Here is a 26845-nt window from a genome sequence, read left to right as displayed (position 1 = left end):
TATTGCATATTTTCCGTATATTTGTCGCCCAATGCGAAGACAGGCTGCTTTCGGCATAATTTAAGTACGCTTAATTCTGCCCTCATTTGCACTGTCTTCGCCGTCATTTTTTCTCAAAAAAGTGACGGCTTTTTGTAATTAAGTAGATTAGAATGAAAGTAAGATTTATAAGCCTTGCAAGTGGTAGCAGTGGCAATTGTTACTATATAGGCACAGAGAAATACGGAATACTTATTGATGCCGGTATCGCTGTCCGTACCATAAAAAAAGGATTAAAAGAGGCAGGTATCAATATGGAAATGATACGTGCGGTGTTCGTTACCCATGACCATGCCGACCATATAAAGGCGGTAGGCGGACTGGGAGAAAAACTGAATATACCTATTTATACGACGGCGCGCATTCACGAAGGTATAAACAAGAGTTACTGTATGACGGAGAAGCTGCATTCGTCCGTCCGTTATCTGGAAAAGCAACAACCTATGCAGTTGGAAGATTTCCATATCGAATCTTTTGAAGTTCCCCATGACGGTACGGACAATGTAGGTTATTGTATCGAGATAGACGGAAAAGTATTCTCTTTCCTCACCGACCTTGGAGAAATCACTCCTACCGCGGCGTATTATATCTGCAAAGCCAATTATCTGATATTGGAAGCCAATTACGATGACGAAATGCTGCGCATGGGTACTTATCCCCAATACTTAAAGGAGCGTATCACCAGCCGTACCGGACACATGAGTAACATCGCTACCGCAGAGTTTCTTGCTGAAAATATCACTGAGCATTTGCAATATATCTGGCTTTGCCATTTAAGCAAAGATAACAACCATCCGGAACTGGCCTATAAAACCGTTGAATGGAAATTGAGAGAGAAAGGTATCATTGTAGGTAAAGACGTGCAACTCTGTGCTTTAAAGAGGACTACTCCTTCCGAACTATACGAGTTTGAATAAAAAGATACCGATTCCATCGAAAAAAGTCCTGGAATTGTTTGCGGAATAAAATAAAAGGACTACCTTTGCACCCGCAAACAGGAAATAAGAATGCACTCTTAGCTCAGTTGGTAGAGCAACTGACTCTTAATCAGTGGGTCCAGGGTTCGAATCCCTGAGGGTGTACTTAAAAAAGGAACAACAATAGTTGTTCCTTTTTTGTTATATATCCATGTTTTTCTATCTTTGTGACTAATCAACAGATATTTCTAATTTATAAAATACACTATGGATAAAAGTGCAAAACAAGTCGTGGTTCTTCTGGCACACCCCGATATTAAAAGTTCGCAAGCCAATAAGGCATTGGCGGATGCCATCAAAGAGTTGGAAGAAGTGGCGATATACAATTTGTATGAAATGCGTCCCGAAGACGCTTTTAATGTAGATTTATGGAGCAAGATTATATCCCAGGCGTCTACTCTTGTGTTTCAGTTTCCGTTATATTGGATGTCGGCTCCTTCTTTGTTGAAGAAATGGCAGGATGAGGTGTTTACTTATCTGGCTAAGACTCCGGCGGTGGCGGGCAAGGCGTTGTTGGTGGCGGTTACTACCGGTTCCGAATACAGCGCATATCGTAGCGGCGGAAGAAACAACTTTACGATAGATGAACTATTAAGACCTTATCAGGGAAGCGCCATACATGCCGGAATGGTATGGCAAACTCCTGTCGTCGCGTATGGTATGGGAACGGCAGACGCCGGAAAGAATATTGCGGAAGGGGCTAATAATTACAAATTGAAGATAGAATCTCTGACTGGAAAGAATCACGCAGGCAGTGATTGGTAATATACAAACCGAGGGGCAGAATAAGGTTTGAAATTCGTTCTGCCCCTCTTTGTTGTTTTAGTGCTCGGAATATTTGGTTTTACCGATATATTATTCCTTTCTTCTGCAGCATTTCAAAATCTTCTTTACGCATTCCTATATCATCCAAAGACCGGGCTTCATTGTGGTCGTTGAGATATACGCCGGGCTTTTCGGAATACAAAGCGCTTGTAACGGATAATGAATCATTCCGGTAAGGCGTCTCCACTCCTCCCAGTTCCAGCATAGTCTGAAAGAAAGACGCGCTGGATGAAATGTTTTTCTGCTTGTTTGCTTCAGCGTTTCGCAGAAGAACCGGATAATGCCGTCGGTATCCGTCAGACATCCACACCAAGAAAGGTACGTGTATCTGATAATAGGACGGTACCGGTGATGCGTGCAGGAAAAGACGACGGTTATCATCGAAAATATCTTCTCCATGGTCTGAAGTATAGAGCATTGCCGCATCTACATTCTGCTCTTGCAACATCTCAATGAGACGTGCCAGAAAATCATCCGTATAGCGGATGGAGTTATCATAGGCATTTACCAGATTATCCTTATATTTCACTTCTGCATCTACCGGAAAATCCGGTAGGAAGTAAGCATTGTCCGACGGATAACGTTCCCGATAATTGAAATGAGAGCCATAGGTGTGGAGAACAATAAATTGTTTGGAAGCATTTTGGGCCAATTCGGCAGCTACCAGCTTCAATAGTTCATCGTCAGAAGGATTATGGTTGGCGTCTCCCGCATTTTCTTTAATAAAATCGTACGTATCAGCTTCTTTTCCAAAAAAGTCGATAAATGAATGGTTATAGCGCTGGTTGGAGAAAAAAGCCGTTCGATATCCCGCTTCCTTGAATGCTGTAATAACTCCTTTTTGTTGATATATGGAATTGAAGTCATGAGCCGAAATCGGAGACATCAGCATCGGTACGCTTTTGTGCGTGGTGTTAGACTCGGTCAGCACGTGGCAAAAGGCTGTCAACCCCTCTATTTGGGAAAGTTTCGGGTTCGTTTCACGATTATAACCATAAAGCGACCAGTTGGCGGCACGGGATGTTTCTCCAATTACCATGACGTAGACTTCCCTATCCTCTCCCGGATGAACGGCTTTTGCCTGATAAGTGAAATCTTTCGAGGTCTCTGCATAGTTCTGTGTCTGTGCGGTACGTTGAAAGGCCAGTGCAATGTTATAGCACACATTGGCCGGATATAAATCCGATTTCAATTCATAACGGGAATCGAACAGATAGGCGGTTCCCAATGACAGGACTCCGATGATTATCGCTATCCGGGCATGTCTGCGCTCTCTGTGGATGAACGGTTCCGGCAGTTTCCGTTTCCTGATGACAGATACCGCAGCCAGAATCAACGCCGGAATGTACAGCAATACTACGATGACAATGGCGGGAATCAGATTATCCAGTAATTCCAATGCTTCACTGGAATTGGTCGTTACCAAATTGAGAAACATATCTACCGCAATGATGGACTGTCCGAAAAGGTATAACAATACAATTTGGAATGCTCCGAAAAACAAAAAAGGGAACAATATCCAGAAAGTCTTGCCGCAATTCCTCGACCGGCTCATCACTATATAATAGACGGAGAATGGCAATAGCACATTACACGCTTTTGCCACCGGCGGCATAGGTTCCGTAAAGCATAGTACAATATTGGGTACTATCAGAATTATCAGGAACAAATAAAACAAATTCTCTTGGTTTTCAAACCATTTTTTGATTTCTCTAAAAAGCTTCATTGATATTAAATATAAATCCGGTCTGGTGTTTGCCAAACCCTAAATCCAAACGTACATTCACTCTCTTCTTAAATTCCCAGCGATAGCCGAAACCATAATTGGGAAGAATATGTTTCACATCGAACTCGGAGACTTTCGGGAAAACAGTACCCGCTCCTACCCATACGGCCACTCCGTTCCGTTTCCACACATGCTGGCGAAGTTCTATTTGGGCATCCATCGCGCATTTGTCGCGATAACGTCCTTCATAATAGCCGCGCATGGAATACGAACTGCCTAAAGTTGCCATCAGTCCCCAGGGAGGATTTCCATAATTCAGCAATGTATGAAACTGTCCGGCCAGAACACCGCCTTTCCATACGGTATGATAGTACCTTGTATCCAGTTCTGTGCTGCTGAACGCATATTTATTTCCTAAAAAGGCAGGGCTGAAACGCTGGTCTATTCTCAGGTAGTATCCTTTGTATGCGTTCGTCAGAAAGTCGCGCGAATCATAAAGCAACGACAAGCCTAAACTGAGATTGGTAGTACGTGCGCTCATGCCTTCCCATGATTCCGGTTTTTCAAAATCATGTCCGTATATATAATCGAATACAGCCATAGGACCTATGTAGAAGTTCGGAGCCAGCCGAAACATGAAGTCGGCTTTCATTTGTGCCTGAAAACGGTCATAGTCGCTTTCATTATCGCTGTTGGCTCCGTTGTCATACCCTGTTCCCCAATACAAACTGGGAAAAGAATAGAAATACAGGTTGTAATTCAAACGGTATCTGTCATGAGGAAACAGATGCGTTCCGCGTATTCCCAACAGATAAAAACCTACCGTAGAAATATCTCCGTACAGTGAAACATTGGAAGGCGGAAGAATCGTATCGTTCCGGTCGGAGCGGTAAAGTCCCGCAGCTACCAGTCCCAGTCCTAATTTGGTGTCGCTGGAGTAGTGCGGTCCGCCGATAATACTGAAATCGAATTTCTTGTTTTTCTTTTCTTTATTGGCGTCATTGAAGTAATTCAGGAACTTTTTAAAGAAGTTCCGCTTTGCAGGAACAGAGTCAAGGGTGATGGCAGAACCCTTGTCTGCCGAAGTATTTGCTTCTGCCAAACGTGTTTGTGCATGAACAGCAGTTACAGTCACCAACAAGATTAAAGATAATAGACATCCTTTTAGTTTTGTGCTCATTCTCTATTGCTAAGAAAACTTCGGGGCAAAGTTAGTTGTAAATAATCCATGTTACAACAATGTTACGAGCCTTTTTGTTTCCATTTCTTCCTATTTAGTGTCTATAATTTCCTTAGAGTATTTTAACCCGGGTCTTGACAGAACATTCCTTAATTCCTTGTGTTTCTTTATAATGAACAAAGAACAACTTGAAATATGAAAACAGCAATGGATATCCCCGATAAAGAGGGACGTAAACGACTGGTTATTGTAGGTGGCGGTTTTGGCGGACTGAAACTGGCAAGAAAACTAAAGAGTGATAAGTATCAGGTCGTCTTACTGGATAAGAACAACCACCATATTTTCCAACCTCTACTCTATCAAGTGGCTACGGCAGGTATCGAGCCAAGCGCCATTTCCTTTCCTTACCGCAAAATCTTTAAGAAAAGAGACCATTTCCACATACGTATTTGTGAAGCTCAACGCGTAATTCCGGAGAACGACTTATTGGAAACTTCCATCGGTACGCTGGCTTATGACTATCTGGTGATCGCCACCGGATGCGATACAAACTATTTTGGCAACAACGATATGGCCAAGCAGACCATGGCTTTAAAGAATACATCGGAAGCCCTGTTCAACCGTAATCAAATTCTGGACAGTTTTGAACAAGCTCAAAATACCGGAAATCAGGAAGAACGTAAGCGTCTGATGACATTCACCATAGTGGGCGGTGGAGCTACGGGGATAGAGTTGGCAGGCGCTTTGGCGGAAATGCGAAAGTTTGTATTGCCGCAAGACTATCCGGACTTGAATATCAACGAAATGCGTATCATTCTGATAGACGGCGCTCCCCGCCTCTTGTCCGCCTTTTCAGAAAAATCCTCTCAAGAGGTGGCGGACTACCTGCGAAGCCGGGATGTAGAGATAAAGCTGAACGCGCGAGTGATGAATTATGAAGGTAATAAGCTTGTACTGAGCGAGGGCTCCGTAATCGACACGAAAAATGTATTTTGGGTGGCCGGTGTAAAGGCAAACAGCCTGCAAGGCTTACCGGCTGAAGCCTACGGACCGGGAAACCGCCTAAAAGTAGACAATTATAACCGTTTGTATGAGTATCCCAATATTTTTGCCATTGGCGATACAGCTTTGATGACTTCCGATGTTTTTCCCAAAGGGCATCCGCAAGTTGTCCAACCTGCCATTCAGCAAGCAAGGAATTTAATAATAAACCTGCAACGTATCGAGCAAGGTCTGCCTTTGCAACCTTTTGTTTATCACAACAAAGGTTCTATGGCCACCATCGGCCGTAATCATGCGGTTGTTGAATTAAAAAAACTGCGTTTTGGCGGTTTTCCGGCATGGGCTGTATGGCTGTTTATTCATTTAATGAGTATTGTGGGCGTAAAAAACCGCTTGTTTATATTTGTAGACTGGATGTGGAGCTACTTTACTTACGATCCGTCATTACGGATAATCATCAAACCATTGAAGCGGGAGTAAACATTTATTCATTCTTATTTGTTAAGAGTATATATCAACTTAAAAAAACGAATGATTATGTTAAAGCGATTTTTATTCCCCTCTAAACCGGACGGTACCTTTATATCTGTTATATTATTAACGGTCAGAGTTGTGTTCGGTATTCTGATGATGAACCACGGCATTGATAAATGGGCAAACTATCAGGAACTATCCGCGGTATTCCCTGACCCTCTCGGTATCGGCAGTCCCCTTTCTCTCGGTTTGGCTATTTTTGGTGAGCTGGCGTGTTCAATGGCGTTTATTATCGGTTTCTTATACAGACTGGCCATGATTCCCATGATATTTACAATGTGTGTGGCATTCTTCGTCGTTCATGGCAGCGACCCGTTTGCGGTAAAAGAACTTGCGTTCGTTTATTTGGTAGTATTTGTACTGATGTACATCATAGGCCCGGGTAGATTTGCGGTAGACCGCTGGATTTCCAAATCCCTTTCTCGCAAATAGAGAGAAAGGCTACTCTTTTATTTTACAAAATGTTGTTTTTTTGCGGCTTTTTTGTGTTTTTTTATAAAAATGGTTATATTTGCACTAACCTATAAATAGATAATGAGATACTATCTCAATAAATACAGTAAAATAAAAGAAAGTGATTATGAAAAAGTTCAATTTGAAATTGGCCGCAACTGTAATGGTATGCGGTGCTTTTCTTTTCAGTTCATGTATCGGTTCTTTTGCCTTGCACGGCAAGTTGTTAAGCTGGAACCAGGGTGTCAGCAATAAGTTTGTCAATGAACTTGTTTTTCTTGCGTTCAACATCATTCCGGTGTATGGCGTATGCTACTTGGCAGATGCTTTGGTGATCAACTCTATCGAATTCTGGAGTGGAAATAATCCTTTGGCAAGTATCGGTGATGTAAAGAAAGTAAAAGGCGAAAACGGAAACTACCTGGTAGAAACTCTTGAAAACGGTTATTCCATCACAAAAGAAGGTGATGAAACCGCATCTATGGAGCTAATCTACGATAAGGATTTAAATACCTGGAATGTTGTAGCAGACGGCGTAAGTACCGAACTTTTGCAGATGAACAATGACGGTACGGCACAGATGACTTTACCTAACGGTGAAGATATGACTGTTACTTTGGACGCTCAAGGTGTATCTGCCGCTCGTCAGGCAACTATGATCAATACGTATTATGCCGCACGTTGAGAACTGAAAAATAAGAATTAAGATAAAATAGAAGGCTGCGCGGTTCTTTAAAGAACATTGCGCAGCCTTTTGTTTTATATTTTTTTCAGGCGGATATTCTCATGTTAGAACGGATATCCCACTGCAAAATGGAATGCAAAGTCACGACTGAATTTGGGATGTATAATAGGAAAATGTTCTTTTCTGTTGTTATACACCGGGTTGACAGCTTTCATACCACCGTCAAAACGCAGAACGAAGAAATCCAGGTCCAATCGTAATCCCAAACCGTAAGCTACGGCTATCTGCTTATAGAATTTATTGAATTCGAACTTACCGCCCGGCTGGTCTTTGTAATCGCGCAGTGTCCAGATATTACCCGCGTCCACAAAGACTGCTCCTCTGAACTTCCAGAACAAGCGCGTGCGATATTCTATGTTTGCATCCAGTTTAATATCTCCCGACTGATTCATGAAGTTTCCGTCACCGGGAAAAACACCCGGACCCAAATCGCGTACCGACCAGCCGCGTACGCTGTTTGCACCGCCGGAGAAATAACGCTTTTCAAAAGGTACAATCGTTGCATTGCCGTAAGGTACGGCAATACCGGCTCCCACATGGAACGCAATGGAGTTACGGTTGTCTATAACGACATTCTTGGCAAAGTCAAAATCTCCCTTGACATATTGTGCGAATGGGATACTCAGTAATGAATATTCCCCGTCTTCATTCTTCTTCATGTTTGTCATTTTGGCAAAAGCATACAAGAGATTGCCTGCCGACTCAAAATTAAAGCGAATAGAGTATGAATTGCCGATGATTGCATTATTCATCAGGGCTTGTCCTGCGCTATTGTATGTATAACTATACCCTGTACGAACAATCAGGCGGTCGTCGTAGTTGTATTTTAAAATATAGTTCTGCTCGTTATTCAAATATTTGTCGCGAAACTCCTGCGAAATGGAAGGCATGTACAGATAGTTGATGTCCAGCAAGTCAATGCGGTGCTGTGCTCTCTGGCGTTGCAACCCCCATTTGTAGCTCCAACTGGCAGAGGCGATGATGCGTGAAAACTCCGGACGTATCTGATAATTGTACTGTACGCCGAATTCCGTAGTGGCGCGTATTTTCCTCCGGAAGTCGTTGGAGAGGAACGGAAAGAGGAAACGCGGGAAATTTATGGTTGCTTCCGCTCCTAACTCCGTATAATCCTCGTGATTATAACCGCCCTGCAAACCAGATACCGCTTCGTATGCGCCACGCAGCTTTATCATAAAGGTTTCGGAACCCTTGAACATATTCCGGTTCTGGAATGATACGGATGCGGCAGCACCCAAGTCTCCCGCAGAATTGGTTCCTTCCAACTCAAACGATACGGACTGGTATTTCCCTTTCGTCAGCATCACATAAGCATTCAACTTGGCGGTATCGCCTACCTGCGTTTCAAAGAAACGGATATTGGTATATTTCAATGCCTGCAAGCGTCCGAAATTGGAGTAGGTACGTTGCACATCCGGTTCGTTGTACAAGCTGCCCGGTACAATACGCAGATTATTGGTCAGTACCTTCGGGCGCAGATAGAGTTTATCCTTATAATATATGGGAAAGCCCTTGTAATGTATGGAGTCGTTGATTTCTATACTGCTCAAAGCAGATGATTCCAACACATTGTAGTCCGTTATAAAATTTACCTTGTTGATGTAGTACTGCCGATGATTTTGCGGGGTATCGTCATTGTGCTGCCGAAAAGGCGCCAAATGCATGGTTACGTCCACTTGGTAGGTATTCCGTACCGTATCTGCCGTATATGAGATGTATTCCTTGTTGAACTTATAATATCCGTTACGAAGAAGATTGTCCGTAATGCGCTGACGCTCTGCATCCAAACGGTTCACATCAAAGTACATGCCTTCGGTCAGATAGGTGTCTGCCGAATCCTGTCGCATGTATTCCTTGATTTTCTCATCTTTGATGTCGTATTTAAGCGAACGGATTTTATAGGGCTTTCCGCTGGAAACCTTATAAGTCAACTTTAATTTCTTCTTCTTGACATGTGTAACCGGTTCTACGGTGGCACTCATATAGCCCATGTTTTGTATGGCCTTTGTCATTTCCTCACCGGACCGTTCGGTTTCCTCCGCCTTGTAGATAACCGGCGCGTCTCCCATTCGTCGCAAGGTACGATTTATCCAGCGCGTGGAATCCCTGCCCGACCAGTTGTAAACATACAGCTGTGTCTTTATCAGGCTGAACCATTTGGCATTCGGATTTTGGCGGACATACATCGAGAGGCTTGAAGGCTTGATTTCCTTGTTGTCCGTTTGTATGCGCACTTCGTCCAATAAATACGAACCTTCCGGCACATATTTCGTGGCAGAACATGAAGCTAATAAAAGTATGGCGGTAGCAAGTAGTGCGTAGCGAAAGCCTTTCTTCATACTAAGTTATTAATTGGCGCATAAATTACTGCAAATATAGAAATAATCGTGTACTTTTGCCAAATAAAACCAAACAACTTATGGCACTGAGTAAGAATCGTATCAAATATATCCGTTCATTGGAGTTGAAGAAGAATCGTAAGGCTGATAAAGTATTTCTGGCGGAGGGGCCGAAGCTGGTAGGCGATTTGTTGGGGCACTTCCGTTGCCGCTTTCTGATTGCAACGGCAGAATGGCTTTCCGCACACAAACATCTATCGGTAGAAGACATAACCGAAGTCTCCGAAGAGGAACTCTCACGCGCCAGTCTGTTGAAAACTCCGCAACAGGTACTCGCCGTGTTTGAACAACCGGAAGAAGCAATGGATGCTTCCGTTATAAGCCGTTCCCTCTGTCTGGCATTGGACGATGTACAGGATCCCGGTAATCTGGGCACTATCATCCGCCTTGCCGACTGGTTTGGTATCGAGCATATCTTCTGTTCGCCCAATACGGTGGATGTCTATAACCCCAAGACCGTACAGGCCACTATGGGCGGCATTGCACGGGTAAAACTGCATTATACTTCCCTACCCGAACTGATAGGTTCATTAAAAGACATACCGGTATACGGTACTTTTTTGGATGGGGCAAACATGTATACTCAACCGCTTTCGGCCCATGGATTGATTGTTATGGGAAATGAAGGCAACGGTATAGGAAACGAGGTGGAGCAGCTTATCAATCGTAAACTTTATATTCCCAACTATCCGTCGGAACGTGAAACTTCCGAATCTTTGAATGTTGCCATTGCTACCGCAGTAGTTTGTGCCGAGTTCCGTCGACAGGCAGCATTGTTGTAATGTCAAAATTAGAGAAATAGACGGGTCGCAGTCTGCAACTCCCGTTAATAGAGGGCGGCGGAGCCATTAATAAATTCCGGGGGAATTTTACTATATTTTTTTTAGAATTATAGTAAAATTCTGCGGACGTTTTACTATAATTTTGTTGAGCGTTTGGTATGGGGGAATTTATGTCAGGTTCTTTCAACTCTTCTTGCGTCAGCAGCACGATAGCCCCCGGCAACCATTCCACATTTTCCATCTCCTCGGTTAATGGAAATAAACGTACAACCACCCCTTCTTCCGTTTCTACCGCATATTGCTTTAGATAGCCATATGCGGGCAAGAACAAAAAATGGGAAGCGAAGCGTTTCATTACTTTTCGGTAGTTTGGCGTAATCTCGGACGAGGACGCATTTCAGGACGGCGGATACTGTCTTTCTTTTCATCCTGTTTCTTCAATTCTACGGGTTTGCCCGGAACCGTATCTTTCTTTATCGCCTTATCATCGGTTTGCAGACTTTCTTTATCAACGTTAAACAAGGTGTCCGTTGCATGATAACGCATCAGGCTGATACGGTCTGCTAATATACTCTGCGTAGATTTCTGTGCAGGATAATAGATAAAACCTCGTATTTCTTTTATTTCTCCCAATGTATCGGCAAATAAAGAAATGGTTTCCGTACCCGAACGCTTTACTTTAAGCATCTCGTTCAGCGTATCTTTGGCATAAAGAATCTGCATGGCCATTAATGGAGCATGCAGGCTGTCGGGCGCTCCGTTCAAGAAACGGAAGCGAACCGTCCACCGCAGTGTATCCCTGTCCTTGAAGTTGGTATCCGAAGGAAGCGTAAAGGCCAGCTTGTTGTCCAACGGCGTTCCGGTAAGATGATAGATATGCCGGCCTATCCATACGTTGATACTGTCGCCCGGAAGAGATTCTTTGGGCTTGTTGTCACGCAAGGCTATTAAATGGTTGATACCGTCTCTCTCGGCCTTTAACCGTTGGTTCACTTTCTCGTAGACTTTTGTGAGAGCATCCGGATGGCGGGCATACCACACCATTGAGGTGTCGAAATCGGCTTGAGTGATGCCGTGTTTCCTGTAAACCGATTCAATGTACAGCACACGCTTGTAACTGTCGCTATAAGGAACTTCCTCTCCCATTGCCTTTGCAATGTGGAAGTCATAAAGCACATTTTCCATTTTGGCGTCCGGTATGACCGTATCAGGTCTTTTAACCTGGCACGCTGTCAGACCGAACGCCAAAAGGATTACGCTATACCATTGAATCCGTTTTTTCCTTTTCATGATTTCTTTATAACATGATAGGAATCATTCAAATATTTACTGTAAAACAGCAACAGTGCTATGATACCGCAACTGATCGCAGCATCGGCAAAGTTGAAAATCGGGCTGAAGAAGATGAAATGGTTTCCACCTATGAACGGCATCCATTCAGGCCAGTTTGTTTCGATAATGGGGAAATAGAACATATCGACCACTTTGCCGTAGAACAGCGGAGCGTATCCGCCGCCTTCGGGCATAAAAGTTGCCAGTTGCGAATAGGTGCTTTCATTAAACAGCACTCCGTAGAATACGCTGTCGATGATATTGCCCAATGCTCCCGTCAGAATGAGTGAAACACAGACAATAAATCCCGTCTTCATGCCATGCTTTATGAACTTATACAGGAACCAGCCTATCACTCCTACCGCAACGATTCGAAATGAAGTAAGGAACAATTTCCCGAATATCTCCAAGCCGAAAGCCATACCGTTGTTTTCGGTAAAATAGATATAGAACCAATCAGTGATGCGTATACTCTCATGCCAATACATTTGCGTCTTAACAATCACCTTGATTACCTGGTCGATAATCAATACCGAGAAAATAACGAGTAAGGCTATCCGCCCTTTCGTGAAAAATTTCTTCATCCTTATTTCTTGCCGTTGTTTTTAGCTTCAATGCTTAATGTTGCATGAGGCACCGCACGCAGACGTTCGGCAGGAATCAGTTTACCTGTTTCGCGGCAGATACCATACGTTTTGTTCTCGATACGTACCAAAGCCGCCTGTAAACCCTGGATGAACTTCAGCTGGCGTTGCGCCAAACGTGTCGTTTCTTCCTTAGACAAGGTATTAGCCCCTTCTTCCAGTACTTTGTACGTTGGAGATGTATCGTCGGTATCATTACCGTCTGCACCTGTCAGACTGGCTTTCAGCAATTCATAATCGCGTTGTGCCAACTCTAACTTTTCCATAATAATGGCGCGGAATTCTTCCAATTCAGCATCCGAGTATCTTGTCTTTTCTGCCATAACTTTACGTGTTTAATCGTTAGTATTAATAATTTATTCTTTTACAACGCTTACATACAGTTTGAAATCGTCGAACTCAAGTTCTGTACCGCTTTCTACATCGTCTGCCAGCGTCAGTGAGGTTCCTAAAACCTGGTTACAAATATAGTCTTTATATTCATTTACCGCATCATCTGTTTGCGGATTTTTTGATAATGTAATCTTTATTTTATCCGTTATCTCAAAGCCGCTTGACTTGCGGATATTCTGGATACGGTTCACCAATTCGCGGGCGATACCCTCGCGACGAAGCTCCTCGGTTATGGTAACTTCCAGAGCGACAGTCAGCTTGCCTTCATTGGCAACCAGCCAGCCCGGAATATCTTCACTGAAGATTTCCACGTCGGATGTTTCGATTACGGCTTCCGCGCCGTCCAGGTTCAGTGTATAAAAACCGTTCTTTTCCAGTTCGGCGATGGCTTCCTGCGGCATTTCGGCTACGGCGGCGGCAACAGCTTTCATTTGCTTGCCGAATTTCGGGCCCAGCTTCTTGAAGTCGCACTTCACTTTCTTCACGAGTACCCCGGCCGCACCGTCCACAAACCGGATTTCCTTTACATTCACCTCGTTCATGATAAGCGCTTTTACGGCTTCGATGTGGGCACGTTGCTCTTCGTCCACAACCGGAATCATGATGCATTGCAGCGGCTGGCGCACTTTGATGTTCACCTTGCGGCGCAAAGCCAATACCATAGAAGTAACGTCCTGTGCCATTTGCATGCGTGCTTCCAGCTCCTTGTCTATCGCTTCTTCCTCGCATTCGGGGAATTTGGCCAAGTGAACGGACACGACATTGTCACGTCCGGTTGCCGCTATCAGGTCAGAATAGAGCATATCGGCATAGAACGGAGCGATAGGCGCCATTAGTTTGGCTACGGTTTCCAGACAGGTATAGAGCGTTTGGAAAGCAGACAGCTTATCTTGTGTCATGCCACCACCCCAGAAACGTTTACGGTTCAGGCGGACATACCAGTTAGAAAGGTTGTCGTTCACAAAGTCCGAAATCAATCGTCCGGCTTTGGTCGGCTCGTATTCGTTGTAGCAGTTGTCTACGTCTTTCACCAGCGTGTTCAGTACGGAGATAATCCAACGGTCTATTTCCGGACGTTCCGCCATCGGTACATCGGCTTCCTTGTATTCAAATCCGTCCACATTTGCGTAGAGGGCGAAGAAAGAATATGTATTATATAAGGTACCGAAGAACTTACGGCGTACTTCTTCCACTCCGTCTACGTCGAACTTCAGGTTGTCCCACGGAGAAGAATTGGTAATCATATACCAGCGTAGGGGGTCGGAACCGTATTTCTCGATAGTAGAGAACGGGTCTACGGCATTGCCCAAACGCTTGGACATCTTATTGCCGTTCTTGTCGAGTACCAGACCGTTTGAGATTACAGCCTTATAAGATATGCTGTCGAACACCATTGTGGCGATAGCGTGCAGGGTGAAGAACCAACCGCGTGTCTGGTCTACGCCTTCTGCGATGAAATCGGCGGGATATACCTGATGGCTATCCAGCAATTCCTTGTTTTCAAACGGATAGTGTATCTGCGCATACGGCATGGAACCGGAGTCGAACCATACGTCAATCAAGTCTGATTCGCGCTTCATAGGCTTGCCGTCTTTGGATACGAGGATGATATCATCCACGTAAGGACGGTGAAGGTCTATCTTGTCATAGTTCTCCTGCGTGTACACACCCGGGCGGAAGTCTTTCTCCTTGTAAGGATTGGACGCCATCAGTCCGGCTGCAACGGATTTCTCTATCTCGTTGTAGAGTTCTTCCACGGATTCGATACACTTTTCCTCATCACCGTCTTCCGTACGCCAGATAGGCAACGGAGTACCCCAGTAACGTGAACGGCTCAGATTCCAGTCGTTCAGGTTCTCCAGCCATTTGCCGAAACGTCCCGTACCGGTACTTTCCGGTTTCCAGTTGATAGTCTTGTTCAGCTCTATCATACGTTCCTTGCAGGCGGTACTGCGGATAAACCAGCTATCCAACGGATAATACAATACGGGTTTGTCCGTACGCCAGCAATGCGGATAGTTATGCACGTGCTTCTCTATCTTGAACGCCTGGTTGGCTGCCTTCATCATCATACATATATATATGTCGAGAGTTTCGGCAGCTTGCGCGGCTTTCTCATCATATTTGCCGTCAACGGTAAATTGAGGGTCGTAGGCATTCTTCACCCAACGGCCCTGATATTCTTTGTAAGCATCTGTATCAACGCATTCTTTCACGAACTTCTCATCCAGTTCGTCCAGTAAATAGAACTTACCGGTAAGGTCTACCATAGGACGGGTTTCACCGCGCTTGTTAATCATGAACAAGGAAGGGATACCTGCCGCACGGGCTACGAAAGCATCGTCCGCACCGAATGTGGGAGCGATGTGTACGATACCCGTACCGTCTTCCGTGGTCACATAGTCACCGAGGATTACACGGAAGCCTTTGTCGCTGACGCTCCAATTACCGTCATTATCCACGTCCACCGGTTTCACCCACGGAATGAGTTGTTCATATTCCATTCCTACCAAATCCGGGCCTTTATATTCGCCTACAATCTTGAACGGAATCAGTTTATCACCGGGTTTATAATCCTCTAATGCAAGTCCTTCCGCTTTTTTGTTGAAGTGAGTATAGAGCAATGCTTTGGCAAGTACCACAGTCATCTTTTCACCCGTATAGCCGTTGTAGGTCTGTACGGCCACGTAGTCGATTTTCGGACCTACGCAGAGAGCGGTATTTGAGGGCAATGTCCAAGGAGTTGTAGTCCATGCCAAGAAATAAGGAGTACCCCACTCCGCCATTTCAGGCTTCGAGTTCTTCATCTTGAACTGTCCTACCACGGTTGTATCTTTTACATCGCGATAGCAACCGGGCTGGTTCAACTCGTGAGAGCTCAAGCCGGTTCCTGCAGCCGGAGAGTACGGTTGTATGGTATACCCCTTATAAAGAAGTCCTTTTTTATGAAGTTGCTTCAACAGCCACCACAAGGTTTCGATGTAACGATTGTCATAGGTGATATAAGGGTTCTGCATATCCACCCAATAACCCATTTTGTGGGTAAGGTCTTCCCACTCTTTGGTAAACTTCATCACGTCCTTGCGGCATGCGGCATTATATTCGGCAACGGAGATAGTCTTACCGATATCCTCTTTGGTAATGCCGAGCGCTTTTTCCACACCCAGTTCCACAGGAAGCCCGTGTGTGTCCCACCCGGCCTTACGCTTCACCTGGAAACCTTTCATGGTTTTGTAGCGGCAGAAAATATCCTTAATGGAGCGAGCCATTACATGGTGAATACCCGGCATACCGTTGGCCGAGGGAGGTCCTTCGAAAAACACGAAAGAAGGACAACCTTCACGTTCTGTCATACTCTTGGCGAAAACCCGGTTTTCGTCCCATTTCTTCAACACTTCCTTATTTACTTCCGAAAGGTCAAACTTTGAATATTCGGCAAACTTCTTACCCATCTTGATATTTACGATTTGACTATTTACGATTTACTACTCTTAGAGATAGCCCGAGGAGTCTTTTCAGCGCACCTGGAGCTATCCTCTTTGTTTTAAGGGTGCAAATTTACAAAAAAGTTAGAGAAAAGAGATTTTTGAATAGATAATTTTAAAATGATGCATTGTTGCATACGTGTATCGCGACAAAAGCTCGCCGCCGGTTACGCGGATTTATCCTTACTTCTTCATCCTCACTTCATATAAATCATTTCTGCGGTCTTTCAGGTTACGAACGCTGCCATAGGTGTGTAGCTCGTTCAATAAATCCAAATCCACGTCGGACACAAGAATCATTTCCGTGTTCGGAGTGGCTTCGGCACGCTTTCCGTCGGTGGGGAAAGCGAAGTCGCAAGGAGTAAACACACCCGACTGGGCATATTGTATATCCATATTGTGTACACGGGGAAGATTACCCACACTGCCCGCAATGACAACGAAACACTCGTTTTCAATGGCACGGGCGTGAGCGCATACCTTCACACGCGAGTAGGCGTTCTGCGTATCGGTAAGGAACGGAACAAACAATATTTGCATTCCCTGGTCTGCCATGATACGTGAAAGTTCCGGGAACTCCACATCATAACATATCAGCACACCGATTTTGGCGCAATCCGTGTCGAATGTCTGCAAGGATTTACCGCCGCTCAATCCCCAGCTTTTAATCTCATCGGGAGTGACATGTATCTTTTCGTACATTTCGTATGTTCCGTCGCGACGGCACAGAAAACCTACGTTGTACAAACGTCCGTCCTCTTCTTTGATAAGCGGCATACTGCCTGTAATGATATTGATGTTGTAACTGATGGCCAGTTTTACAAACCGTTCTCTGATTTCATTGGTATAAGCGGCCAGTCCGCGGATGGCTTCCGACTCTCCCTCGTCATTGAATTTCGCCATTAACGGCGCATTGAAATACTCCGGGAAAAGTACAAAGTCGCTCTTGTAGTCGGATACGGCATCCACGAAAAACTCCACCTGTTCGAATAAATCGTCCAATGTTTTGTAAGTACGCATCTGCCATTGCACCAGGCCGACGCGCACGGTGGTTTTCGGACTAATATACTCCTGCGTAGGCGGCTGGTAATAAATATTATCCCATTGCAAGAGGCAGGCGTAGTGCTTGGATTCCTCATCGTTAGGGAGATAGTTGCGCATCACTTTACGCACGTGGAAGTCGTTGCTCAACTGGAAAGTCAGTACGGGGTCGTAAATCTCTTTTTGTTTTACTTTATCAATATACTCCTTAGGGCGTATCTGGTCGGCGTATTTATGGTAATTGGGAATGCGTCCGCCGAACATGATGGCTTTCAGGTTCAGCATTTCGCAGATTTCCTTGCGGTATTCGTACATACGGCGTGCCAGACGCAATCCGCGGTATTGAGGATGGATAAAAACTTCGATACCGTAGAGAATATTACCTTTGGGATTATGCGTATTGAAAGTTTCCTTACCCGTAACCTGGGCATAGGTATGGTCATTCTTCACATCGTCATAGTTTACGATGATGGAAAGCGCACATCCCACTATCTTCTCATCGACAACCGTCACAATCTGTCCTTCCGGAAAGATACGGATCAGTTTCTCTATCTGTTTGTGCGTCCAAAAAACATCACTTCCGTCTGAATAAACACGCGTGAAGGATTGTGCCAATTGGTCATAATCTTCTATTTGCAGATTACGTATCTGCACTTTATTGATTTTCATTTCGTCCATACTCATTGTGTTACATCTGAATTAAAAACAGTGCAAAGTTACAGTTTTACCGATACATTAATCTTTATGGATATGATTTTTTCCTACCTTTACCGCCAAAATGATATTTATCCCCGCACATACTAAATATAAATAAGATATGCGTAAACTTATGATGTTGGCATTCAGCGCTTTATTTTTGCTTTCACTGAATGCGGCAAATCCGAAAAAGCACTACACCGTTATTGTTTCACTGGACGGTTTTCGTTGGGACTATCCCGCTATGTACCGAACTCTCAATTTAGACCGTATGGCGGCAGATGGGGTAAAAGCCGTAATGCTTCCCTCCTATCCCGCTTCTACATTTCCCAATCACTATACCCTGGCTACCGGGTTGGTTCCCGACCATCACGGCATAATCAACAATACCTTTTGGGATGCAAAAAACAAACGGCAGTATTCGATGGGCGATTCCGCCACCCGTAACAATCCGGAATATTACTTAGGGGAGCCGATATGGATTACAGCCCAGAAACAAGGTATTAAAACCGGCAACATGTATTGGGTAGGTGCTGACATTGCCATCAAAAACGCTCATCCCACTTATTACAGGCCTTGGAACGCCAAACCTTTTCTGAGTTTTGAACAACGAATAGATACTGTGCTGACCTGGCTGCAAAAGCCCGAGGAAGAACGTCCCGGACTTGTCATGTTGTATTTTGAAGAACCTGACGGCAGCGGACATCATAACGGTCCGCGCAGTTCGCAGACAGGCGCAGTGGTTCAGCGTATGGACAGCCTGATGGGAGTATTGAGAAAAAAGATAGAAGCCCTTCCTTTTGCCGGAGATGTCAATCTTATTGTCACTTCAGACCACGGCATGACCGATATCAGCGCTGAGCGTGTAGTCAATATAAATGATTATTTAAAACCGGAATGGTGTGAAGTGGTAGACGGCCGTACGCCTACTTCCATATTTTCTAAACCCGAATATCGTGATTCTATCTATAATACACTGAAAAAAGCGACCCATATCAACGTATGGAAAAAAGAGGAGATTCCCGCAGAACTGCATTACGGCAGCAGTGACCGCATAGGCGATATTGTCGTTGCTCCGGAACTCGGATGGCAGTTCACGGATGTGGCGCGTGACACCAAAGGCGCGCATGGATATTTCCCTCAAAGTCCCGATATGCAGGTGATGTTTCGTGCCATCGGACCGGATTTTAAAACAGGATATACTGCCAAAGGTTTTGTGAATGTAGACATCTATCCCCTTTTATCCTATCTTTTGCAGATTGTTCCGGAAAAAACCGACGGACAGTTTGAACGAATCAGGGATATATTACGATAGGCAACGGCATGCTTATAATCAAATAACTGCATGTACCAACTTATTTCATGCCTTGGTACCGACCGTACCATGTTGAGGTACGCGGTGTACCACCGGGTGGCAGTCTCCGTACCATGCCTTGGTACGAGCAGTACCACCTGATGGTAGGCATCAAAAGTCGAGAGGTTTAAACGCAAAAGGCTGTGCAATTCATTTTGAATCGCACAGCCTTTCATATTCTGTTGAATGAAGTCCTTACAAACTTATTTCTTTTTCTTCCAAAGCTTGGTCATATCTTCTAAAGTCTTGCCTTTCGTTTCGGGTACGAGCTTCCATACGAAGATGGCCGCCACTACGCAGATAATGCCATAAAGAGCATAGGCGAACATGTGGCCGAACTTATCTCCCATTTCCCCGAGGCGCATGTTGTACATCGGCAGGAAAGTAGACGAAACAATGAAGTTGAAAATCCATTGGAATGCCACCGCAATAGCTACTGCAGCGCCACGGATGGTATTCGGGAAGATTTCGGCAATCAATACCCAGCAGATGGGTCCCCAACTGAACATAAACGAAGCGCTGTAAATCATAATGCTGATAACGGAGATTATCGCCGGAAGTCCTGTGACGATGTTGCAAAGCGCCACACCGAAAGCTCCTACGGCCATACCGATGGAACCGGAAATAAGCAACGGCTTGCGTCCCCATTTCTCAACCGTAAATACGGCCAGCAAGGTAAACAGGATATTCACGACACCCATGAGCACTGTCTGCACCATAGGATTAGCCATCCCCATTGTATCGAATATACGCGGGGCAAAATACAGTACGGCATTGATACCGACAGCCTGTTGGAATACGCTCAACATGATGCCGATGAAGATAACCATCCAACCGTACGTAAATAGTTTTTCCGTCTTTTCTTCGGTAGTGGCTTTTATCTCGGCCAAAATTACTTTGGCTTGTGACGAACCGTTGATTCGGCTCAATACATTCAGAGCCTTTTCATCTCTGCCGCACATGGCAAGGTAACGCGGCGTTTCAGGAACCAGCAATACCAGCAATGCGAATAATCCCGCCGGAACAGCCTCGCTGACAAACATCAAACGCCAACCAGTTTCTGTGGTCCATGCAGCAGCTTCGGGGTTCATTATCTGATTTACTCCGTTCACCAAATCGATTACAGGATTGGCATGACTGCCCAAAATCAGGAAGTTCACGAAATACACCACCAACTGACCGAAGATAATGGCAAACTGGTTCCATGACACCAATGTTCCGCGAATGTTACTTGGAGCAATTTCGGCAATGTACATCGGACAAATGGCAGAAGCCAGTCCTACGCCTACACCACCCAAAACCCGGTAAAAGTTGAACGCTACCAAAAGAGAATAGGAAGGAACGCCGTGTTCGAAGAACAGGAATTCCGGGTAATATGAACCCAGCGCCGATAAAAAGAACAGGATACCGGCCAAAAAGAGAGAGTTCTTGCGCCCTAATCTGGAAGCAAAAAAACCGGAGACGGCACTACCGATGATACAACCTATCAGTGCGCTGGATGATGTAATGCCGTGTATTGCATCTGTGTATTCAAAATCGGCCCCCATAAAAAAAGCTTGCAGTCCCTTTTCAGCACCGGAGATAACCGCGGTATCATAACCGAAAAGCAGACCGCCAATGACGGCCACAAGTACGATAGAGAAGAGGTAGAGTTTGCTACCTTTTTCTGTATAATTCATGATAATAGTGATTAGGAGTTAGTGATTAGGGATTAGTGATGAGCGATTAATGATAAGTGATGGGTGATAAACAATTATCACTAATCACTAACCGCTAATCACTCGTCACTAATCCCTATTTATCAGCAATACATATTTACGATTGCTTCGTACAATTCTTGCTTGCCGCTGGTTTGCTTCGGCTCGCCGTTAGCTTTCGCATAAGCCACGACATCTTCCAAAGTCAGCTTGCCATCTTCGAATTCCTTACCCTTACCGCCGTCGAAAGAAGCGTAACGGTCAGCGAGCATTTTCTTATAAGGAGATTCTTCGAGCAACTTGGCAGCGCTTTCCAAGGCACGTGCCATAGCATCCATACCGGCAATGTGAGCGATGAAGATATCTTCGAGGTCGGTAGAGTTACGACGGGTTTTAGCGTCGAAATTAGTACCGCCGTTACCCAAACCGTCATTGCGGATGATTTGCATCATGGCTTGCGTCAGTTCGTAGTTGTCGATAGGGAATTGGTCTGTATCCCAACCGTTCTGGTAATCACCACGGTTGGCGTCGATAGAACCCAACATACCGTTATCTACGGCAACGGCAAGTTCGTGTTCGAATGTATGGCCTGCCAGTGTAGCGTGGTTTACTTCGATATTCACTTTGAAATCTTTATCCAAACCGTGAGCTTTCAGGAAGCCGATAACAGTTTCCGTATCCACATCATATTGATGCTTGGTAGGTTCCATCGGTTTCGGTTCAATCAGGAACGTGCCTTTGAAGCCACGTGCACGGGCATAGTCGCGTGCGATAGTCAACATCTGCGCAAGGTGTTCCTTTTCACGTTTCTGGTCGGTGTTCAGCAAAGACATATAACCTTCGCGTCCGCCCCAGAATACATAGTTTGAACCGCCTAATTCGATTGTAGCGTCGATAGCGTTCTTAATTTGAACGGCGGCGCGGGCTACAACGTCGAAATCGGGATTGGTAGCGGCACCGTTCATATAACGTGCGTGGCTGAATACGTTGGCAGTACCCCACAGCAGTTTGATGCCGGTTTCTGCCTGTTTTTGCTTTGCGTAAGCAACGATAGCTTTCAAGTTTGCTTCATATTCTTCAATGGTAGCGGCTTCTTCGCAAAGGTCTACGTCGTGGAAACAATAGTATTCGATGCCCATCTTTTGCATGAATTCAAAACCTGCGTCCATTTTATTCTTGGCAGCCTGTACTTTGTCGGCATCACCATTCCAGGGGAACTGTTTTGTGCCGCCGCCAAACTGGTCGCCGCCTTCTGCGCAGAGTGTGTGCCACCATGCCATGGCAAACTTCAACCAGTCTTTCATTTTCTTACCCATGATGACTTTCTCTGCATCGTAATAGCGGAATGCCATCGGATTCATACTTTCTTTACCTTCGAATTTAATTTTTCCTATACCGGGAAAATACTCTTTTGTTGCCATAATTCTAATTGTTTTTAAAGGATTAATATATTTACTGTTTAACTGTTTGCTATTTCATATTGATGTCCAGACATTGTTTCCAACGTGCATACGCATCTGCGTAAGCCTGACGGTCGGACTGCTTCGGCTCTATGATTTCCAGTTTCTCCAATGTTGCAAAAGCTTCGTTATTGTCTTTATAAATACCCGCGCCTATACCTGCGCCTTTGGCCGCACCTACCGAACCGTCGGTATCATAAAGCTCGATTACCGCTCCCGTTACGCCGGCCAGTGTTTCGCGGAACAGCGGACTGAGGAACATATTAGCCTTGCCCGCATGGATTTTTTGTACCGGAATACCCATTTGCTCCATAATATCGATACCATATTTAAAGGAGAATACGATTCCTTCCTGTGCGGCACGGATAATGTGCTGCTTGCCATGCTGGTTAAAGTTGACACTCTGAACGGAGCAACCTATCTCCTTGTTTTCCAGCATACGCTCTGCACCGTTGCCAAAAGGCAGGATACTGATACCTGCACTGCCGATGGGAGCTTGAGCCGCAAGAATATTCATGTCGTTGTAAGAAATACCTTCGGGAGCAACGGTGCGTTTCACCCACGAGTTGAGAATACCCGTACCGTTGATGCACAAGAGAACTCCCAAACGGGTTTGTTCTGCGGTGTGATTGACGTGCGCAAAGGTGTTGACACGTGATTTCGGGTCATAATTCACTTCACCGTTCACACCGTACACTACTCCGGATGTTCCTGCGGTAGATGCAATTTCACCGGGATTGAATACATTCAGTGACAATGCGTTATTAGGCTGGTCACCGGCACGGTATGTAATTGGCGTACCCTCTTTCAAACCTAATTCCTGTGCAGCCGTAGCATTTACACGTCCTTGTTCGGAAAAAGTCGGTTTGATATCGGCTATCAGCGAATGGTCAAAACCATAATATTTCATCAGGAAGTCCGCTACCCGGTTGTTCTTGAAATCCCAGAACATACCTTCCGACAAGCCTGATACGGTAGTGCAGATTGTACCGCTCAACTTCATGGCAATGTAATCGCCGGGCAGCATAATCTTGTATATCTTCTCATAGACAAAAGGCTCGTTTTCCTTTATCCAGGCAAGTTTGGATGCCGTGAAGTTACCCGGAGAGTTCAACAGATGAGAAAGGCACACTTCCTCTCCCAACGTTTCAAAAGCTTTTTGTCCGTAAGGCACTGCTCTTGAATCACACCAGATGATTGCCGGGCGCAATACATGTTGGTCTTTGTCAACGCACACAAGCCCATGCATCTGGTAAGAGATACCGATTGCTTTGATATCTGCCGCATCCACACGGGAATCTGCCAATACGGCTTGCGTAGCCAATTTTAAGTTTTCCCACCAGTTTTCCGGATTTTGTTCCGCCCAACCCGGTTTTACGGCGATAATTTCCGCCTCTGTTTTCGGAAAGAATGCAGAAGAGACACATTTACCACTTTCTGCGTTTACCAAACTCGCTTTTACGGACGAGCTGCCGATGTCATAACCTAATAAATACATGATGAAGATTTATGATTTTTAATTTATGATTTATGATTTCATCGTCTCACCTTATTATATATCTTCTTGTCAAACCGATAATACCGTGCAGCGCGGTGGGCTACGCCTTGTTGTTTTTCTTCCAAGGGAACCACATATTCCATGAGGGCTATCTTTTTATGGAAATTGCGCACATCAATCTGTTTGCCGTACAGTAATTCGTATAAGGTACGAAGCTGGGATGCCGTAAATTTACGCGGCAGCAAATCAAACAATGACGATGGATTAAACTCTATATATTGGCGGATGTAGGTCATAGCCTCTTTGATGATAAGGTTATGGTCGAATGCCAGCGCTTTGATGTCCGGCAAAGCCACCCAACTTGCCATATAATCGTCCAAATCGCGATTCAGCGCACGGTCTATCTTTACCAGCGAGAGGTATGCGATGGTTACGATACGCTCCACTTTGGACTGCATGGCCCGTTCCAGCCAATGTACATCCTTAGGGTCTTTGGTGCGGTTTTTGGAACCGAATGCCTTGAACTGCATCAGATTTACATTTTTGAGACCTGTCAATTCGTTCAGTACCCGTTGGGCAGCTTCATCCAAATCCTCGTCCATATAAATCAAACTGCCGGGAAGTTTCATGTCATGAAAGATTTCACCTTCTTCCTCTCCCGCCCGTTTAATCAGCAGAACTTTCAATTGCTCTCCGTCAAAACCGATCACTACACAATCTACGGAAATATGATTGTTGGCCAACGGCATGTTATGTTCCATGTTTTGCATAATATTTATGTTTAACGGCTGCAAATATAATGAGGTTTTTCTAATTTGCAATAAAGAAAAAGAATATTTTAATGATGTTATAAAGCATTATTTTACAGGTAAATACATATCATATATTTTACAATATGAACTTATTGTGTTATCGTATAAAATACAATATGTAATTTAAGCGGATACCCGGCATAAGTAATTGTAAGATATACAATAACTGTAAACTGCTTAATTTATAAGGATTTTACCGCTTGCCTGCCTGTCCTTCGAAAGTGGTACATATTGTATTCTAACCACATGTAAAAATAGTGCATTGCACAAAAAACGTCCATTTGTGCGGTGGTTATCAGAAAAACCTATACCTTTGCACCACTTTTTTAATTAAACACTAAAAATAAGTAAATATGAAAGCATTTGTATTTCCAGGTCAAGGTGCTCAGTTCGTAGGAATGGGTAAAGACTTGTACGAAAATTCGGCTTTAGCCAAAGAACTTTTTGAAAAAGCAAACGATATCCTCGGATATCGTATTACAGATATTATGTTCAACGGCACGGACGAAGATTTGCGCCAAACCAAAGTAACGCAACCTGCCGTATTCCTTCACTCGGTAATTTCCGCGCTTTGTATGGGCGATGATTTCAAACCGGAAATGACTGCCGGTCACTCACTCGGTGAGTTTTCCGCATTGGTTGCCGCCGGCGCGTTGAGCTTTGAAGACGGTCTGAAACTTGTATATGCCCGTGCCATGGCAATGCAGAAAGCTTGTGAAGCGCAGCCTTCCACTATGGCCGCCATCATTGCTTTGCCGGACGAAAAAGTGGAAGAAATCTGCGCACAGGTAAGTGCGGAAGGCGAGGTTTGCGTGGCTGCCAATTACAACTGTCCGGGACAAATCGTAATCTCAGGTTCCATTGAAGGCATCAACAAGGCTTGCGAACTGATGAAAGCCGCCGGAGCGAAGCGCGCTTTGCCTTTAAAGGTAGGCGGTGCATTCCACTCTCCGCTGATGAATCCTGCCAAGGTCGAATTGGAAGCAGCTATCAACGCTACTGAAATCCATACTCCGAAATGCCCTGTCTATCAGAATGTAGACGCTCTTCCCCACACGGATCCGGCTGAAATCAAGAAGAATCTTGTGGCTCAACTGACAGCTTCCGTACGCTGGACTCAAACAGTCAAGAATATGGTTGCCGACGGTGCTACCGACTTTACGGAATGCGGTCCGGGTGCAGTTCTGCAAGGGCTTATCAAGAAGATTGATGCCAGTGCAACGGCTCATGGCATTGCATAATCCATAAAAGAAATTCCTTTTGGAGTTACTTCCGGTGGGGATGTGTCAAAATTTCGATTGGCACATCCCCATCTTTTTTATTCATTTTGCTTCCCTTTGATAAAAAATCCTCTCCTTTTGTTTTTTATATTTTATTTTCCTTTACCTTTGCCACCGTAAAGACAAAGGGGTGCCCCGACGGGCTGAGATTATACCCTCGAACCTGATGCAGTTAGTACTGCCGTAGGAATTGGATATTTTTTCTTCTTGGAACTTACCTTAACGGTACTTCTTTGTATTTACTTCCATTGTTTTACTTAACAGAAACAAAACATGAAAGTATTAATCAACAACAAAGAAGTGGAAACCGAGGCCGTTACCCTTTTACAACTGACAAATGAACTTTCCCTGCCGGCGCAAGGCGTCGCCGTTGCTGTCGATAACCGCATGGTTCCACGTGCGGAATGGACGGATTATGCTCTGTCCGAAGGAATATCTATCGTTATAATAAAAGCTGCCTGCGGCGGATAAGC

23 protein-coding genes, 1 tRNA gene and 1 riboswitch are annotated in these 26845 nt (G+C 44.8%); of the genes, 11 read left to right on the top strand and 13 right to left on the bottom strand.

Translation table 11 applies throughout. The annotated features are described in order from the left end of the window. Window positions 1–152: 152 nt before the first annotated feature. The 3 genes from BHV73_RS07475 to BHV73_RS07465 all read left to right on the top strand — a co-directional run bounded on the left by BHV73_RS07475 (window position 153) and on the right by BHV73_RS07465 (window position 1781). On the top strand, window positions 153–956 hold the full coding sequence (locus BHV73_RS07475; RefSeq protein ID WP_087411945.1) for an MBL fold metallo-hydrolase: 804 nt from the start codon (window positions 153–155) through the stop codon (window positions 954–956). Between the two features lie 92 nt (window positions 957–1048). After that, window positions 1049–1121 (top strand) — tRNA-Lys (locus BHV73_RS07470). A gap of 102 nt (window positions 1122–1223) precedes the next feature. After that, complete coding sequence (locus BHV73_RS07465; protein WP_087411944.1) at window positions 1224–1781, top strand: NAD(P)H-dependent oxidoreductase; 558 nt, start codon at window positions 1224–1226, stop codon at window positions 1779–1781. A 79-nt stretch (window positions 1782–1860) separates the two neighbouring features. On the opposite strand, the gene BHV73_RS07460 is transcribed toward BHV73_RS07465, so the two are convergent. Further along, window positions 1861–3567, bottom strand: coding sequence for a phosphoethanolamine transferase family protein (locus tag BHV73_RS07460; protein WP_286737550.1), 1707 nt, complete (start codon window positions 3565–3567; stop codon window positions 1861–1863). After that, the gene (locus tag BHV73_RS07455) at window positions 3554–4747 is read right to left on the bottom strand and encodes a BamA/TamA family outer membrane protein (RefSeq protein WP_286737549.1); all 1194 of its coding nucleotides are present in this window, start codon (window positions 4745–4747) and stop codon (window positions 3554–3556) included. The genes BHV73_RS07460 and BHV73_RS07455 overlap by 14 nt, the downstream gene beginning before the upstream one ends. 195 nt (window positions 4748–4942) lie before the next feature. Between BHV73_RS07455 and BHV73_RS07450 the strand changes: the two genes are divergently transcribed. The 3 genes from BHV73_RS07450 to BHV73_RS07440 all read left to right on the top strand — a co-directional run bounded on the left by BHV73_RS07450 (window position 4943) and on the right by BHV73_RS07440 (window position 7421). After that, entirely contained in the window at window positions 4943–6229 is a 1287-nt protein-coding gene (locus BHV73_RS07450; protein ID WP_286737548.1) for an NAD(P)/FAD-dependent oxidoreductase, read from the top strand. Between the two features lie 57 nt (window positions 6230–6286). Further along, on the top strand, window positions 6287–6715 hold the full coding sequence (locus BHV73_RS07445; protein ID WP_087412042.1) for a DoxX family protein: 429 nt from the start codon (window positions 6287–6289) through the stop codon (window positions 6713–6715). A gap of 148 nt (window positions 6716–6863) precedes the next feature. Continuing rightward, entirely contained in the window at window positions 6864–7421 is a 558-nt protein-coding gene (locus tag BHV73_RS07440; RefSeq protein WP_009120964.1) for a DUF3332 domain-containing protein, read from the top strand. 104 nt (window positions 7422–7525) lie between these two features. Here BHV73_RS07440 and tamL read toward each other — a convergent pair whose 3' ends face one another. After that, window positions 7526–9838 (bottom strand): translocation and assembly module lipoprotein TamL, encoded by a 2313-nt coding sequence (tamL, locus tag BHV73_RS07435; protein ID WP_009120965.1) that lies wholly within the window; start codon window positions 9836–9838, stop codon window positions 7526–7528. Between the two features lie 80 nt (window positions 9839–9918). On the opposite strand from tamL, the gene BHV73_RS07430 reads away from it, so the two are divergent. Then, window positions 9919–10680, top strand: coding sequence for an RNA methyltransferase (locus BHV73_RS07430; RefSeq protein WP_009120966.1), 762 nt, complete (start codon window positions 9919–9921; stop codon window positions 10678–10680). Here the strand turns inward: BHV73_RS07430 and BHV73_RS07425 are convergent. The 6 genes from BHV73_RS07425 to BHV73_RS07400 form a co-directional block, all read right to left on the bottom strand. Further along, complete coding sequence (locus BHV73_RS07425; RefSeq protein WP_073212641.1) at window positions 10631–11035, bottom strand: hypothetical protein; 405 nt, start codon at window positions 11033–11035, stop codon at window positions 10631–10633. The genes BHV73_RS07430 and BHV73_RS07425 overlap by 50 nt on opposite strands. Then, a complete protein-coding gene (locus BHV73_RS07420; RefSeq protein ID WP_286737542.1) occupies window positions 11035–11970 on the bottom strand; it encodes a DUF4296 domain-containing protein in 936 nt (311 codons plus the stop codon). The genes BHV73_RS07425 and BHV73_RS07420 overlap by 1 nt, the downstream gene beginning before the upstream one ends. Further along, a complete protein-coding gene (locus BHV73_RS07415; RefSeq protein ID WP_009120968.1) occupies window positions 11967–12596 on the bottom strand; it encodes a lipoprotein signal peptidase in 630 nt (209 codons plus the stop codon). Before BHV73_RS07415 ends, BHV73_RS07420 begins: the two co-directional genes overlap by 4 nt. A 2-nt stretch (window positions 12597–12598) precedes the next feature. Next, window positions 12599–12979, bottom strand: coding sequence for a TraR/DksA family transcriptional regulator (locus tag BHV73_RS07410; RefSeq protein WP_004290962.1), 381 nt, complete (start codon window positions 12977–12979; stop codon window positions 12599–12601). Window positions 12980–13012: 33 nt separating this feature from the next. Next, entirely contained in the window at window positions 13013–16501 is a 3489-nt protein-coding gene (ileS, locus tag BHV73_RS07405; RefSeq protein ID WP_286737506.1) for an isoleucine--tRNA ligase, read from the bottom strand. Window positions 16502–16717: 216 nt separating this feature from the next. Continuing rightward, the gene (locus BHV73_RS07400; RefSeq protein WP_286737504.1) at window positions 16718–18253 is read right to left on the bottom strand and encodes a carbon-nitrogen hydrolase family protein; all 1536 of its coding nucleotides are present in this window, start codon (window positions 18251–18253) and stop codon (window positions 16718–16720) included. A 151-nt stretch (window positions 18254–18404) separates the two neighbouring features. Here BHV73_RS07400 and BHV73_RS07395 point away from each other — a divergent pair, with 151 nt between their 5' ends. Further along, the gene (locus BHV73_RS07395) at window positions 18405–19586 is read left to right on the top strand and encodes an alkaline phosphatase family protein (RefSeq protein ID WP_286737851.1); all 1182 of its coding nucleotides are present in this window, start codon (window positions 18405–18407) and stop codon (window positions 19584–19586) included. A gap of 47 nt (window positions 19587–19633) precedes the next feature. After that, on the top strand, window positions 19634–19756 hold the full coding sequence (locus tag BHV73_RS07390) for a hypothetical protein (protein WP_259319598.1): 123 nt from the start codon (window positions 19634–19636) through the stop codon (window positions 19754–19756). A gap of 72 nt (window positions 19757–19828) precedes the next feature. On the opposite strand, the gene xylE is transcribed toward BHV73_RS07390, so the two are convergent. The 4 genes from xylE to BHV73_RS07370 all read right to left on the bottom strand — a co-directional run bounded on the left by xylE (window position 19829) and on the right by BHV73_RS07370 (window position 25050). Continuing rightward, complete coding sequence (gene xylE, locus BHV73_RS07385) at window positions 19829–21304, bottom strand: D-xylose transporter XylE (protein WP_009120972.1); 1476 nt, start codon at window positions 21302–21304, stop codon at window positions 19829–19831. Window positions 21305–21426: 122 nt separating this feature from the next. Then, entirely contained in the window at window positions 21427–22743 is a 1317-nt protein-coding gene (xylA, locus tag BHV73_RS07380; protein ID WP_009120973.1) for a xylose isomerase, read from the bottom strand. 49 nt (window positions 22744–22792) lie between these two features. After that, a complete protein-coding gene (locus BHV73_RS07375) occupies window positions 22793–24280 on the bottom strand; it encodes a xylulokinase (RefSeq protein ID WP_087411937.1) in 1488 nt (495 codons plus the stop codon). Window positions 24281–24318: 38 nt separating this feature from the next. Further along, window positions 24319–25050, bottom strand: coding sequence for an NUDIX hydrolase (locus tag BHV73_RS07370; protein WP_039950345.1), 732 nt, complete (start codon window positions 25048–25050; stop codon window positions 24319–24321). A 395-nt stretch (window positions 25051–25445) separates the two neighbouring features. On the opposite strand from BHV73_RS07370, the gene fabD reads away from it, so the two are divergent. Next, complete coding sequence (gene fabD, locus BHV73_RS07365) at window positions 25446–26333, top strand: ACP S-malonyltransferase (RefSeq protein WP_009120977.1); 888 nt, start codon at window positions 25446–25448, stop codon at window positions 26331–26333. Window positions 26334–26488: 155 nt separating this feature from the next. After that, window positions 26489–26579: riboswitch (TPP riboswitch) on the top strand. Window positions 26580–26645: 66 nt separating this feature from the next. Further along, complete coding sequence (gene thiS / locus BHV73_RS07360) at window positions 26646–26843, top strand: sulfur carrier protein ThiS (RefSeq protein WP_009120978.1); 198 nt, start codon at window positions 26646–26648, stop codon at window positions 26841–26843. Window positions 26844–26845: the final 2 nt, after the last annotated feature.

The organism is Bacteroides sp. 44_46, assembly GCF_001915465.1.
Classification (GTDB): domain Bacteria; phylum Bacteroidota; class Bacteroidia; order Bacteroidales; family Bacteroidaceae; genus Bacteroides; species Bacteroides clarus.
This window is presented reverse-complemented; position numbering and strand designations above follow the sequence as displayed.